Origin of the sequence: Microbacterium sp. NPDC091662 (assembly GCF_044756705.1) — a bacterium.
Classification (GTDB): domain Bacteria; phylum Actinomycetota; class Actinomycetes; order Actinomycetales; family Microbacteriaceae; genus Microbacterium.
Genome location: NZ_JBIVTM010000001.1, coordinates 2,002,943 through 2,015,781, shown reverse-complemented (window position 1 = coordinate 2,015,781; position 12,839 = coordinate 2,002,943). Strand labels below are relative to the sequence as shown.

Genomic DNA, 12,839 nt, shown 5'->3' with positions numbered 1-12,839 from the left:
GCTACTCTGGCGCAGCCGTCGAGGCCAGAGAGCGCGCGGGAACCACGGATAGAATGAGATGCCCGTGTTCACGGGTTTCCTCCCGCATCCGACCATTGGAGCCACCATGGCCGAACAGTCCCGCCTCGACAAGGTCATCGCCCTCGCCCGCCACCGCGGGTTCGTGTTCCAAGCGGGTGAGATCTACGGCGGTTCCCGTTCTGCGTGGGACTACGGCCCCCTCGGCACCGAGCTCAAGGAGAACATCCGCCGGCAGTGGTGGCAGACGTTCGTGCGCGGCCGTGGCGACATGGTCGGCCTCGACTCCAGCATCATCCTGCCCAAGCGCGTGTGGGAGGCGTCGGGTCACGTCGCGACCTTCACCGATCCGCTGGTCGAGTGCCTGCAGTGTCACAAGCGCTTCCGCGCCGACAACCTCATCGAGGACTTCGAGGCGCGCAAGGGGCGCAAGGCCGAGAGCGGTCTCGCCGACATCCCGTGCCCGAACTGCGGCACCAAGGGCCAGTACACCGAGCCGAAGGCGTTCTCCGGTCTGGTGAAGACCTACCTCGGCGTCGTCGACGACGAGTCGGGCCTGTACTACCTGCGTCCCGAGACGGCGCAGGGCATCTTCGTGAACTTCTCGAACGTGCTCACCGCGAGCCGCAAGAAGCCGCCGTTCGGCATCGGCCAGGTCGGCAAGGCGTTCCGTAACGAGATCACTCCCGGAAACTTCATCTTCCGCACCCGCGAGTTCGAGCAGATGGAGATCGAGTTCTTCACGCCGCCGGCCGAGGCGCAGGAGTGGTTCGAGCACTGGGTCGAGGCCTGCTGGAACTGGTTCATCGATCTCGGCATCGACCCCGAGAACATGCGTCAGTTCGACGTGCCCGAGGACGACCGTGCCCACTACTCGGCCGGCACCATCGATGTCGAGTACAAGTTCGGCTTCGCGGGCAAGGAGTGGGGCGAGCTCATGGGTGTCGCCAACCGCACCGACTACGACCTCTCCAGCCACAGCGAGGCGTCCGGCCAGAGCCTGACCTACTTCGACCAGGCCACGGGCGAGCGCTACACCCCGTACGTGATCGAGCCGTCGTTCGGTCTCACCCGCGCGATGATGGCGTTCCTCGTTGACGCCTATGTCGAAGAGCAGGTGCCCAACGCCAAGGGCGGAACCGACGTGCGCACGGTGCTCAAGCTCGACCCGCGCCTCGCGCCGGTCAAGGCCGCGGTGCTGCCGCTGTCGCGCAACGAGAAGCTGTCCCCGCTCGCTCGCGAGGTCGCCGACACGCTCCGCAGCTCGTGGGCCGTCGACTTCGACGACGCGGGTGCGATCGGCCGCCGCTACCGTCGCCAGGACGAGATCGGCACCCCGTTCTGCGTCACGGTCGACTTCGACTCCCTCGACGACCGTGCCGTCACCGTGCGCGACCGCGACACCATGGCCCAGGAGCGCGTCTCGATCGACGAGCTGCACGCGTACCTGGCCGAGCGCCTGCGCGGCGCCTGAGCACGCAGTATCCGGACCCCGTCGGCCTCATGCGGGCCGGCGGGGTCCTTCATGCGCTCCCGGCCACCGCGCGCGCGTACCTCTCGGAGAGCAGCTGCAGGCGGGGGAGCAGCTCGGGCGGGCTCTCGACCGTGAAGTCCATCATCAGCATCCCGATGTAGGCGGCGACGGTGTCGAGGCTGTCGGCGCCGGTGACGAGGATGCAGTGCTCGTCGTCGACCGGTTCGACCACACCGACCGCGGCGTGGATCCGATCGAGCACGGCCGCAGCCGGGGCGTCGATGCGCAGCCGGGCGTGCACGATCCAGCCGCTCACCGCGATGGTCCGCATCGCGAAGGCCGTGTAGTCGCCGCCGGGCAGCGGCTGCGGGTCGAAGCGCCGATGCGTCGGCATCCGCAGCTCCATCCAGTCGACGCGGTACGTGCCCCACTCTCCAGTCTCGGGGTCGCGCGCGACCAGGTACCAGCGGCGCACCCAGGTGAGCAGCCGATACGGCTCGACCAGCACGGGCGCGCCCTCGTAGTCGAAGCGCAGCCATTCCTCGTTGCGGATCGCGCTCGCGATGGCCTGCAGCGTCGCGGCGTCGACCTCGGGGTCCGGTGCGTCGGTGTCGTTGTTCTCCGGGGCGCGGTCGACGCTCGAGCGCAGCGCATCCACCGTCGGGCGCAGGTGCGAGGGCAGCACCTGTTCGAGTTTGGCGAGTGCCCTGGCCCCCGACTCCGCCACCCCGGCGATGCCCGCTGCGGCGCGGAGTCCGACCGTGACCGCCACGGCTTCCTCGTCGTCGAGGAGCAGCGGAGGGAGGCTGCCACCGGCCCCGAGACGGTATCCGCCGACCGATCCGCGCGTGGCGTCGACGGGGTATCCGAGGTCGCGCAGCCGCTCGATGTCGTGCCGCACGGTGCGCGAGGAGACGCCGAGCCGGGCGGCGAGCTCGGTTCCGGAGCGCTCGGGGCCGGTCTGCAGCAGGGCGAGCAGGGCCAGCAGCCGCGCGGTGGGATCGGCCATGAGAACTCCTCGAAAGTTCTTCGTCCATTAGGAACGAATCCAACCTAATGCACTCCTACCTTCGAGATATGGAAAACACGACGCTCACGTTCCGCCCCTTCACCGTCTCGGTCTCCACCGCCGAGGTCGCCGATCTCCAGGATCGACTCGCCCGCACCCGTCTTCCGCAGCCTTCTCCGACGGATGACTGGGATGCCGGCACCCCCAATTCCTATCTGCGCGAGGCCGTCGCGGCCTGGCGCGACTTCGACTGGGCTGCCGCCCAGGAGCGGATCAACGCCGTCCCGCACTTCACCACCGAGATCGACGGTCAGACGATCCATTTCATCCACGTGCGGTCGGCTCACGAGAGCGCGACGCCGCTGCTGCTCGCGCACACCTACCCCGGTTCGGCGATCGACTATCTCGACCTGATCGACCGTCTCGTCGACCCGGTGGCGCACGGCGGCCGCGCGGAAGACGCGTTCGATGTCGTCATCCCGGACGCGCCGGGGTACGGCTTCTCGCAGCCGCTCGCCTCTGCGGGGTGGACGACCGCGCGGGTCGCGGAGGCCTACGACCGCCTCATGCGCGGGCTCGGCTACGACAGCTACGGCATCCACGGTTCCGACAACGGCGCGATGGTCGCCCGCGAACTCGGTCTGCTCGAGCCGGCCGGGTTCCTCGGGCTGCACGTGCTGCAGTTGTTCTCGTTCCCCTCGGGCGACCCGGCGGAGTTCGAGAAGCTCGAGCCCGCGGACTACGCCGGCCTCGAGCACATGCAGTGGTTCCAGTCTGTCGGCGGCTACAACGCTATGAACTCGTCCCGTCCGCAGACCGTGTCGGTGGGGATCAGCGACTCCCCGGTCGGGCTGCTGGCCTACAGCGAGCTGTTCAACTCGTTCGGCAACGGCACCTCGCTGGTGCCGTTGGAGACGATCCTGCTCGAGGTCAGCGTGAACTGGTTCGCGAATGCGGCCTCCGGAATGTCCCGCAGCTACCTGGAGAACGCCAGGGCCGATGTCGGCGCCGAGGATGCCGGGCCGCGGGTCAGCGCCGCACGTACCGGGGTTGCGGTCTTCGCCGACGATTTCCAGACGATCCGGGTCTTCGCCGAGCGCGACAACTCGAACATCGTGCACTGGAGCCGCTTCGACGAGGGCGGGCACTTCGCCGCTCTGGAGCGCCCCGACCTGCTCGCCGGCGACATCCGCACGTTCTTCGCCGCGCAGGCCTGACGTTCTTCCCCTGGGGGTCTTCGCCCCGGTTCCTCCATACAGACCCACCCGTGCGAGCACCGCGCGGGTGGGTCTAGCATGTCGGCATGTTCGAGCCGTGGAGCGAGTTCAACGTCGCGATGGCGGGCGCGACGGCCGCGCTCGCCGGACTCGTGATCGTCGCCGCCAGCGTCAACATCGCCGAGATCGTGAAGTCGCGCACCCTGACCGCGCGGCTGCTGGCAGGCATCGCCGCTCTGCTGCTCGCTCTGGCTGTGTCGGCGCTGGGGCTCATCCCCGATATCGACGGGATATGGTTCGGCGCGGCGGCCGTCATCGCTACACTTCTGGCCGCGGTGTTCCAGGTGCACGCCACGCGGCTGATCGCGTCCGACCCGAGCCCCGAGGACCGCGCCCGCCCGCTCAAGTATCTCGTCGGTTTCCTGCCGATCGTCGCCTACCTCACCGCGGGCGTGCTGGTGTGGATCGGTCATCCGGCGGGGCTGTACCTCGCGGCGGCGGGCTGTCTGCTGGCGATCGTCTCGGCTGTGGTCGTGTCGTGGGTCGCGCTCGTCGAAGTGCTGCGCTGAGAGATCCTGCGCTGAGAGATCCTGCGCTGAGAGATCCTGCGCTGAGAGACGCTGCGCTGAGAGACGCTGCGCGGAGAGACCCTGCGCTCGTACTCGCGACTCAGCCCGTGACGGTGAGCTGCACCTCGGGGGTGCCGCCCGCCTCGACCCAGGCGAGTGAGCGCTCCAGAATGCCGCGCAGCACGTCGAGGTCGATCTGCTCGAGGTCTTTGATGTACAAGCATCCGACGCCGGTGGTGTGCGGGCCGAGCTTCCCCAGGGCCTCGGTGTGCTCGGCTACTCCGTCAAACAGGTAGATCGTGGTGGCGGCTTTGCGGGGTGCGAAGCCGAGCAGCCCGCTGTCGCCTTCCGTGCCGGTGGGGTATCGGTAGTGGCAGGATCCGAACCCGATGATCGTGCCCCAGGTCTGCGGCTCGCGGCCGGTGATGTCCTGCATCAGCGCGGTCAGCGTCTCGGCGTCGCGGCGGCGGACCGCGGGGGAGGAGCGGGCGATGAGCCCCGCGACGTCATCTCCTGTGGGCTTCATTTCGTTTCCTTCGCCGCAGCCTTCATGGCCTTCTTGTGCTCGCGCACCTTCGCGAGCGAGTCCGGCGAGACGATGTCGGCGACGCTGCGGTACGACCCGTCCTCACCATAGGGAGCGGATGCCTCGCGCCACCCCTCGCCCGTGAACCCATACTGCTTGCCGAGGAGGGCGAGGAAGATCTTGGCCTTCTGCTCGCCGAAGCCGGGAAGGGCCTTCAGGCGCTTCAGCACCTCGGGCCCCGACGGGTCGCCCTCCGTCCACAGGGCCGCGGCATCACCGTCCCAGTCGTCGACGAGGGTCTGGCACAGCGTCTGCACGCGCGTCGCCATGGACCCGGGGAAACGGTGCACGGCGGGCGTCTGCTTGAACGCCTCGAGGAACTCGTCCGGCGCCATGTGAGCGATCGTCGCGGCGTCAGCTGCGCCGGTGCGCTGCTCGATCTTGAGCGGACCGGCGAACGCGGTCTCCATCGGAACCTGCTGGTCGAGCAGCATCCCCACGAGAAGGGCGAGCGGATTGCCGGTCAGCAGCTCGTCGGCGGCGGTGTCTCCGGTGATGTGAAGGGCCATGACTCCAGTGTGCCACCGTGCAAGCCGAGCGTGTCAGGCGGTGGCGGCGCCCTCAGACGACTCGGCCTCGGGCGCGATGCCGTACAGCGCTGCCAGCGCCGCGGTGAACTCGTCGGCGCGACCCGCGGCGGCGAGCTCGTGGGCCCGCACCGTCGGGGCGTGCAAGAGGACGCCGGAGAGGTGACGCAGGGCCTGCTCGACCTTGCCGTCTTCGTCGCCGCGCGCACGGGCACGATCGATCTCGCGCTCGAGCAGTTCGAAGATGTGCGAGCGGAAGGCCACCACCGACGGGGTCACGCTCTGACGCGCGCCGACGACATGGAAGGTCTCGGCGGCTTCGCGCACGACGCTGCGGGCGGCATCCGTCGCCTGCAGCTCTTCGAGCGGCGCGTGCAGCCGGATGGTCTCGAGGTCGAGCAGTGCGACACCCTCGAGGGAGGCGACCGCGGGGTCGACGTTGCGCGGCATGCCCAGATCGACCACGAGCTGGCTGTGCGCGCCGACCGGGCAGCCTGCGGTGGCGAGGCCGGTCGGAAGCTGCAGGTGCTCCGGTCCGAGCACGGGCTCCGTGGCCGTGGTGCAGGTGATGAGCAGGCTCGACCGTGCGGCAGTGCGGGCGTACTCGTCGGCGGTGATCGGACGGATGCCGTGCTTCGCGGCGAAGACCTCGGCGCGGCCCGACGGCGAGTACACCGAGATGTTCACGGCACCGCGCTCGCGGAGCGTGGCGAGAGTGACCGCGGCGTAGGCTCCCGTGCCGACCAGCAGTACCCGTTCGGCCGACCAGTCGGCGATGCGGCTGTCGGCCAGTTCGAGAGCGAGGCGCACGAGCGAACGGCCGGCGCGGCCGAGGGCGGTGACGTTCTTGACCTTGCGCTGGGCCTGGCTGGCGCGCTGGAACAGGCGCTCGAGCTCGGGCGAGGTGGTGCCGTCCTTGCGGGCCGACTTGAGCGCGCGGCGCACCTGACCGGCGATCTCGCCCTCGCCGGAGACGACGGATTCGAGGCCGGAGGCGACGGAGAAGAGGTGCTCGGCGACGCGTCGACCCGAGTGCACGGTGTAGGCGCCGTCGAGGTCGGCAGCGGAGATGCCGGTCGCGGATTCCACCGCCTCGATCACGGCCTCGACGCCGATGGCGCCGGCGGCGGTGACCGGTTCGTCCATTTCCACGTACGCCTCGAAGCGGTTGCACGTCGCCAGGACGACCGCACCCTGCACGCACGGCGTCATGCCCACGATGGTGGGAGCGACGTCGTCGGGGGTGCGGCTCAGGCGTTCGAGCAATTCGAAGGAGGCGGTCTTGTGACTCGCCGTCACACACAGCAGCACAGATCGATTGTACCGGAGCGCCTGCGGGCGAGGGTCCGGCCGGTCGAACTCGGCGGCTCCATAAGGGGCAGATGGGAGGATGGAGGCATGGCCCTCTCCGACGCCCCGCTCCTGCGCGCCCTCGCCGGCGACCGTCCTGCCCACCCGCCGGTGTGGTTCATGCGACAGGCCGGCCGGTCGCTGCCCGAGTACCGCGAGCTGCGTGTCGGAACAAGGATGCTCGACGCCTGCCTGACCCCCGACCTCGCCGCTGAGATCACTCTGCAACCGGTGCGTCGCCACGGGGTCGATGCGGCCGTGTTCTTCAGCGACATCGTGATCCCGCTGCGCCTCGCCGGCGTCGAGGTGGAGATCGAGCCCGGCCGCGGCCCGGTGTTCGCGAACCCGGTGCGTACGGCAGCCGACGTCGACCGCATCACCGCGATCGACCCGAACGACCTCGACGGCACGGCCATCGCCGAAGCGGTCCGTCTCGTCACGGTCGAGCTCGGCGACACCCCGCTGATCGGGTTCGCGGGCGCGCCCTTCACGCTCGCGGCCTATCTCGTCGAGGGCGGTCCGTCCAAGGAGCACCTGCGGGCCAGGGCCATGATGCACTCCGACCCCGACTCGTGGAACCGTCTCGCAGGCTGGCTCGCCCAGGTGTCGCGCCGCTTCCTGGAGACGCAGCGCGACGCGGGTGCATCCGTCGTCCAGCTCTTCGACAGCTGGGCCGGCTCCCTCAGCACGGCTGACTACCGCGCCTTCGTCGCCCCGCACTCCCGCGCGGCGCTGGACGGCATCGGCCTCCCGACGATCCACTTCGGAGTGGGCACCGGTCCGTTCCTCGCCGACATGCGCCTGGACGGCATCGCCGACGGCGTGGGGGTCGACTGGCGTCAGTCGCTCGACGAGGCCGCCGCGATCCTCGGACCGGACGTCACGGTGCAGGGCAACATCGACCCGGCGCTGCTCGCAGCCCCGTGGTCGGTGCTCGAGGCCCATGTGCGCGACGTCGTCGAGCGCGGTCGTGCGGCGCGTGCTCACATCCTCAACCTCGGCCACGGCGTTCCGCCGGAGACCGATCCCGACCAGCTCACCCGCATCGTCGAGCTGGCGCGCACGATCTGACGGCCGCCGTCTGACGGTCAGGAGGTCCGTGGCCGCCGCAGACGGCGCGTGATCCGCAGGTCGTCGAGGGTGAAACGTCCGTCCGGGAGCGCTTCGCGGATGCGCGCATCGTCGAATGAGCGTGACGGCCGGATCCCGAGGGGTGCTTCCGGAGCGAACGGCGCGGGTTCGCTCACGCCTTCGGCGAGCATCCGCGCCTGGGCCTTCGCGACGAGCGGCACGACCATGGTCCACTCCGTCACCTGCGCCAGCGCGCGCACCATCCATGTCGGTACGGGGACGAAGGCGGGTCGGCGTCCGGCGACCCGGGCGATGCGGCGGATGGCCTCGCCGAGCGTGACTTCGTCCGCTCCCATGACCGCGATCGTGGGTTCCTCGACGCGGCCTTCGAGGGCCGCGACGAGCACATCCACCGCGTCGTCCACCGGCACGGGCCGCGCCGTGCGCTCGCGATACCCGACGGTCCAGAAGAAGGGCAGGGTCCGCACCGCCTTGGTCACGTGGTCGACCATGTGGTCGCCGGGGCCGTAGATCATGCCGGACTTGAGGATCGTGTGCGGGATGCCGGAGGAGCGCACGATCTCCTCCGCCTCCCATTTCGACTCGTGATAACCGGAGCCGCAGTCGGGGCGTGCCCGGAGGAAGCTCACGAGGACGATGCGCTGCACGCCCGCGCGGCGAGCGGCCTCCACCACGGTTCTCGTTCCGTCGACGTGCACGCGACGGAAGGTCTGCTCGCCGATCTCTCGGTTGATCCCTGCACAGTGCGCGACGGCGTCGCAGCCATCGAAGGCCACGGCCAGCGCGTCGACGTCGGTGATGTCGACGCCGTTTCGACGGGAGACGACGACCGCATCGTCGAGTCGTTCGGCGAGGTTCCTGCCGACGAAACCGGTACCGCCCGTGATGGCAACTCGCATGATGCCTCCCCTTCGCTCATTAGCTACGCGGCTAAAGAGTATCTAGCAAAGGTGCTATATTGCAACCATGGCAGACAGCGCGACCGACATCTTCGCAGCGCTGGCGCACCCTACCCGGCGCCAGATCCTGCAGGACCTGAAAGACGGTGAACTCGCGGCCGGCGAGATCGCGTCGCGCTTCTCCGCGAGCGGCCCGACCATCTCCCGTCATCTGAGCGTGCTCCGCCAAGCCGGACTCATCAGCGAGCGCCGCGACGCCAACCGTATCCTGTACTCCCTCGTCGGCGAGCGGCTCGCGCTCTCGGTCGGCGACTTCCTCTCCACGGTGTGCCCCGAGCAGATCGTGCTGCGCGAGGTCCGCAAGCGCGGACGCGGCGCGTCAGAGCCCGTCGAAGCCTGAACTGCCCGTTGCGGGGGGCCGACCGCCCCGGTGCGAGAATTGAGGCATGAGCCCTGAGCCCTCCGCTGCCGAGCCGTCCGACCTCGCCGCCCGTGCGGCGGAGAAGCATGTCGTCGTCGTCGGAGGCGGCATCGGGGGCCTTGTCGCCGCGCGGGAATGCGCGAAGGTCGGGATGCGCGTCACCTTGCTCGAGGCCGCAGAAGACCTGGGCGGCGCGATCCGTCGGGTCGATCTCGATGGAGTGACCGTCGACGCGGGGGCCGAGAGCTACGCGACCAGGGGCGGCCTCGTGCGAGCGCTCGTCGAGGAGCTCGGGCTGGCCGACCGCATCGTGGTCCCGCAGGCCGGCGGCGCCTGGCTCGCCGGTATCCCCGGAGTGGGCGCGGCGCCTCTCCCGGCCGGGGGCATCCTCGGCATCCCCGCCAACCCGTTCCAGCCCGACGTCCGGCGCATCATCGGATGGTCCGGTGTCTGGCGCGCCTATCTGGATCGCGTGCGACCGCCTCTCACGATCGGTCACCAGCTCAGCCTCGGCAAGCTCGTCGCCTCGCGCATGGGGGCGAAGGTGCGGGATCGCCTCGTGGCTCCCGTGACGACCGGTGTCTACTCGGCATCTCCCGACGACGTCGACATCGACGTCGCCGCACCCGGACTCAACGCCGCCCTGACCCGGGTCGGCTCCCTCTCGGGGGCCGTGCAGACGCTCCGTGACGAGGCGGCGGCGAAGGCTGCGGAAGCCGCATCCGGTGCGCGCATGGCAGCGAAGGAATCGGCAGCGAAGACGCCGGGGGCCGCCGTTGAGGGTCTCTCCGGTGGCATGAGCATCCTCGTCGATGCGCTCGTCGCCGATCTGGTGCGACTCGGTGCCGAGGTGCGCACGGGCGCATCCGTGCGCACCGTGCACAAGGCGGAGGCGAGCTGGGCCGTCGAGGTCGAGGTCACCCCGACCGATGAGGTTCCCACGAGCATCGACGGTGCAGACGCGCTCATCGCCGAGCTGCGGGCCGCCGCCGTGGATTCCGTGCCGCCCGTGATCGACGAGTTCGATGCGGACGCCGTCATCATCGCGACGCCCGAATCCGTCGCGCGCGACCTCCTCGCCGCGGCGGTGCCGGCCCTCGCCAAGACAGAGGCCGCGACATCGCCCGAGATCGAGATCGTCACCCTCCTCCTCGATGCACCGGAACTCACCACGATCCCCCGCGGAACCGGCGTGCTGACGGTTCCGGGCAGCCACACGGCCAAGGCGCTCACCCACTCGACCGCGAAGTGGGGCTGGGTGCGCGATGCCGCCGGCACCCGGCAGATCGTCCGGGTGTCGTTCGGCGCGCAGGGTGAACCGGCGGCGACCGCCGCGCTCGGCGACGACGCGGCCGCAGACCTGGCACGGCGCGAAGCCTCGGCACTGCTCGGCGTCGTCATCGCCCCCGCGGCCGTCATCGCCTCGCATCGTGGCCGCTTCGTGCAGTCGCAGCCGGCGTCGATCATCGGCTCCGGTGAGCGACGTTCCGCCGCACGCGCAGCCGTCGAGGCCGTGCCCGGCGTGGCCGCGGTCGGCGCCTGGCTCGCCGGAACGGGGCTCGCCCAGGTGATCCCGGATGCACGGGACGAGGCCGATCGTCTGCGACGCACCCTGTTGTGGGACTGAGAGTGGGAGTGGGAGTGCTCTCCGTGTCAACCCTCTGACCCATAGATGCCGAAATCGGCATACGGGGTTACGCTGGGTACCTGGCCGCGGGGTGCGAAAGCCTGCGGCCGGTCCCAACCGGGCGAATCTGGCCGGACTACCGGAACAAGGTGAGGAGACCCCATGAAGGGGAAGATCGGACTCGTCGTCGGGCTCGGCGTGGGCTACGTCCTCGGCACCCGTGCCGGACGTGAGCGCTACGAGCAGATCAAGACGCAGTGGCTCAAGGTGTGGAACCTCGATCCCGTGCAGGAGCAGGTCACCAAGGTCAAGGGCTTCGTCGGCGACAAGGCCGCGGCCGTCCCCGGCGCTCTCTGGACCGGGGTCGTGAAGGTCGCGAAGTCGGTCAGCGGCAACGGCACGCCCGGTCAGCGGCTCGACTCCGCCATCGCCACCGGACGCGAGGCGGCGGAAGACCTCGCCGAGGCGACGGAAGAGGCGGTCGAAGCCGCGAAGGCCACCGCGTCGTCGAATGCCTCGTCGAGCAAGACCTCGACCAAGACCGCAGCCAAGCCCGCCGCGAAGAAGCCCGCGGCCAAGAAGCCGGCTGCGAAGTCCGCCCCCAAGAAGTCCGGCGCCTGACATGCCCCGCGGATACCGTGATCGTGCCGACGACAGCCTGCTGACTCTCCTCGGAGACCTGCCGGAACTCGTCACGAATCTGGTCAAGGCCGAGATCGATGCTGCGAAGGCGTGGATCTCGCGCACCTCGAAGGACGCCGGCATCGGTTCCGTGTGGTTCCTCGTCGCGCTGTTCTTCCTGTTCTGGGCCGTGCCCGTGATCCTCGTGTTCGCGATCGCCGGGCTGTCCTCCTGGTGGCCTGTGTGGCTCTCGGCGATCGCGGTGTTCGGCATCCTGATCCTCGCCGTGCTGCTGTTCGCGCTGCTCGGTATCCTCAAGTTCCGCAAGGTGCTCGCACGCCAGAACCCGGCGCAGGCCGTCGCCGAAGACATCCGACTCGTGAAGGAGGCCGGCGATGACGAATTCTGAGTCGCTGCCGCGCACCGCCGTTCCCGGCGGGATCGTCGACCCTGTCGCCTCGGCCCGTGCCGAGCTGAAGGCCGCCCTCGCGGCGATCGAGGTCAAGGGGAACATCCCGCGCCGGGTCGAGAAGGCGTCGACGCGTGCGGTGGCGAAGGCCCGTGTGTACGCCGATCGCAACCCGATCGGGGCGATCGCCGCCACGGTCGGCATCGCTGCGGCGGTGGGGGGAGCGGTCTGGGCGATCGCGCGCTTCCTCTCACGCTGAAGCACAGCATTCCAGGATGCTGTGAGCCGCCCTCGTGGGTGATTAGCGGCTCCTGCGCAAACGAGGCAGACTGGGGAGCATGATGTCCGAAGAGCGCGATGAGAACCCGTCCGGCTTCACCCTCTGGGCTGTCTGGCGACGAAACCCCGACGTCCCCGTGACGGAGAACGACTCGACCGAGCTCGAGACGATCGTCTCCTACATCGAGGACTCCGGCGTGACCGTGCGCGGCTTCTACGACGTCTCCGGTCTCAAGGCCGACGCCGACCTCATGGTGTGGCTGCACGGTGAGACCGCCGAAGAACTGCAGAAGGCCCTGCGTCGCCTCCGTCGCACCGAGCTGCTGCGATCTCTCCTGCCGGTGTGGAACGTGATGGGCGTGCACCGTGACGCCGAGTTCAACCGTGCGCACGTCCCGGGCTTCCTCCGCGGAGTCGATCCCAAGGACTGGCTGTGCCTGTACCCGTTCGTGCGCACGCCCGAGTGGTACCTCGCGCCGGAGGAGGAGCGTCGCAAGATGCTCGCCGACCACGGGCGCAAGGGTGCCGCCTTCACGGGAGTGCTGGCGAACACCGTCGCCTCCTTCGCGCTCGGCGACTACGAGTGGCTTCTTCCGCTCGAGGCCGATGAGCTCACCGACCTCGTCGACATGATGCGCGACCTCCGCTACACCGACGCACGCAGGTACGTGAAGGAGGAGGTGCCCTTCTACACCGGGCGCAGGCTCCGGTTCGACGAGATCGCGGACGTCCTCCAGTAAG

Annotated in this window: 15 protein-coding genes; 10 read left to right on the top strand and 5 right to left on the bottom strand. The window is 69.5% G+C overall.

Annotated features, from left to right (window positions below; translation table 11 throughout):
- The first annotated feature begins 106 nt into the window (after positions 1-106).
- The gene (locus ACIQLD_RS09880) at positions 107-1,492 is read left to right on the top strand and encodes a glycine--tRNA ligase (RefSeq protein ID WP_402607840.1); all 1,386 of its coding nucleotides are present in this window, start codon (positions 107-109) and stop codon (positions 1,490-1,492) included.
- 49 nt (positions 1,493-1,541) lie between these two features.
- Here ACIQLD_RS09880 and ACIQLD_RS09875 read toward each other — a convergent pair whose 3' ends face one another.
- Complete coding sequence (locus tag ACIQLD_RS09875; protein WP_402607839.1) at positions 1,542-2,501, bottom strand: helix-turn-helix transcriptional regulator; 960 nt, start codon at positions 2,499-2,501, stop codon at positions 1,542-1,544.
- 68 nt (positions 2,502-2,569) lie between these two features.
- Here ACIQLD_RS09875 and ACIQLD_RS09870 point away from each other — a divergent pair, with 68 nt between their 5' ends.
- A complete protein-coding gene (locus tag ACIQLD_RS09870) occupies positions 2,570-3,718 on the top strand; it encodes an epoxide hydrolase family protein (RefSeq protein ID WP_402607838.1) in 1,149 nt (382 codons plus the stop codon).
- 86 nt (positions 3,719-3,804) lie between these two features.
- Entirely contained in the window at positions 3,805-4,287 is a 483-nt protein-coding gene (locus ACIQLD_RS09865) for a hypothetical protein (protein WP_402607837.1), read from the top strand.
- A 100-nt stretch (positions 4,288-4,387) separates the two neighbouring features.
- On the opposite strand, the gene ACIQLD_RS09860 is transcribed toward ACIQLD_RS09865, so the two are convergent.
- The 3 genes from ACIQLD_RS09860 to ACIQLD_RS09850 are packed head-to-tail and all read right to left on the bottom strand — an operon-like array spanning position 4,388 to position 6,711.
- A complete protein-coding gene (locus tag ACIQLD_RS09860) occupies positions 4,388-4,813 on the bottom strand; it encodes a DUF1801 domain-containing protein (protein WP_402607836.1) in 426 nt (141 codons plus the stop codon).
- On the bottom strand, positions 4,810-5,382 hold the full coding sequence (locus tag ACIQLD_RS09855) for an HhH-GPD-type base excision DNA repair protein (RefSeq protein WP_402607835.1): 573 nt from the start codon (positions 5,380-5,382) through the stop codon (positions 4,810-4,812). The genes ACIQLD_RS09860 and ACIQLD_RS09855 overlap by 4 nt, the downstream gene beginning before the upstream one ends.
- Positions 5,383-5,415: 33 nt before the next feature.
- Entirely contained in the window at positions 5,416-6,711 is a 1,296-nt protein-coding gene (locus ACIQLD_RS09850) for a glutamyl-tRNA reductase (protein WP_402607834.1), read from the bottom strand.
- 87 nt (positions 6,712-6,798) lie between these two features.
- Here ACIQLD_RS09850 and hemE point away from each other — a divergent pair, with 87 nt between their 5' ends.
- Positions 6,799-7,821 (top strand): uroporphyrinogen decarboxylase, encoded by a 1,023-nt coding sequence (hemE, locus tag ACIQLD_RS09845; protein WP_402607833.1) that lies wholly within the window; start codon positions 6,799-6,801, stop codon positions 7,819-7,821.
- Positions 7,822-7,838: 17 nt separating this feature from the next.
- Here hemE and ACIQLD_RS09840 read toward each other — a convergent pair whose 3' ends face one another.
- Entirely contained in the window at positions 7,839-8,741 is a 903-nt protein-coding gene (locus ACIQLD_RS09840; protein ID WP_402607832.1) for an NAD-dependent epimerase/dehydratase family protein, read from the bottom strand.
- A gap of 67 nt (positions 8,742-8,808) precedes the next feature.
- Here ACIQLD_RS09840 and ACIQLD_RS09835 point away from each other — a divergent pair, with 67 nt between their 5' ends.
- The 6 genes from ACIQLD_RS09835 to hemQ all read left to right on the top strand — a co-directional run bounded on the left by ACIQLD_RS09835 (position 8,809) and on the right by hemQ (position 12,838).
- Positions 8,809-9,141 carry a metalloregulator ArsR/SmtB family transcription factor gene (locus ACIQLD_RS09835; protein ID WP_021198263.1) on the top strand — a complete coding sequence of 111 codons (333 nt, stop codon included), beginning with the start codon at positions 8,809-8,811 and terminating at the stop codon, positions 9,139-9,141.
- 46 nt (positions 9,142-9,187) lie between these two features.
- Complete coding sequence (locus ACIQLD_RS09830) at positions 9,188-10,789, top strand: protoporphyrinogen/coproporphyrinogen oxidase (RefSeq protein ID WP_402607831.1); 1,602 nt, start codon at positions 9,188-9,190, stop codon at positions 10,787-10,789.
- A 162-nt stretch (positions 10,790-10,951) separates the two neighbouring features.
- Positions 10,952-11,410, top strand: a complete 459-nt coding sequence (locus ACIQLD_RS09825; RefSeq protein WP_021198265.1) for a hypothetical protein — start codon at positions 10,952-10,954, stop codon at positions 11,408-11,410.
- Between the two features lies 1 nt (position 11,411).
- A complete protein-coding gene (locus ACIQLD_RS09820) occupies positions 11,412-11,819 on the top strand; it encodes a phage holin family protein (RefSeq protein ID WP_021198266.1) in 408 nt (135 codons plus the stop codon).
- Positions 11,806-12,078: a hypothetical protein gene (locus ACIQLD_RS09815; RefSeq protein WP_402607830.1), complete on the top strand. Its 273-nt coding sequence runs from the start codon at positions 11,806-11,808 to the stop codon at positions 12,076-12,078. The genes ACIQLD_RS09820 and ACIQLD_RS09815 overlap by 14 nt, the downstream gene beginning before the upstream one ends.
- Positions 12,079-12,157: 79 nt before the next feature.
- Positions 12,158-12,838 (top strand): hydrogen peroxide-dependent heme synthase, encoded by a 681-nt coding sequence (gene hemQ, locus ACIQLD_RS09810; RefSeq protein ID WP_402607829.1) that lies wholly within the window; start codon positions 12,158-12,160, stop codon positions 12,836-12,838.
- Position 12,839: the final 1 nt, after the last annotated feature.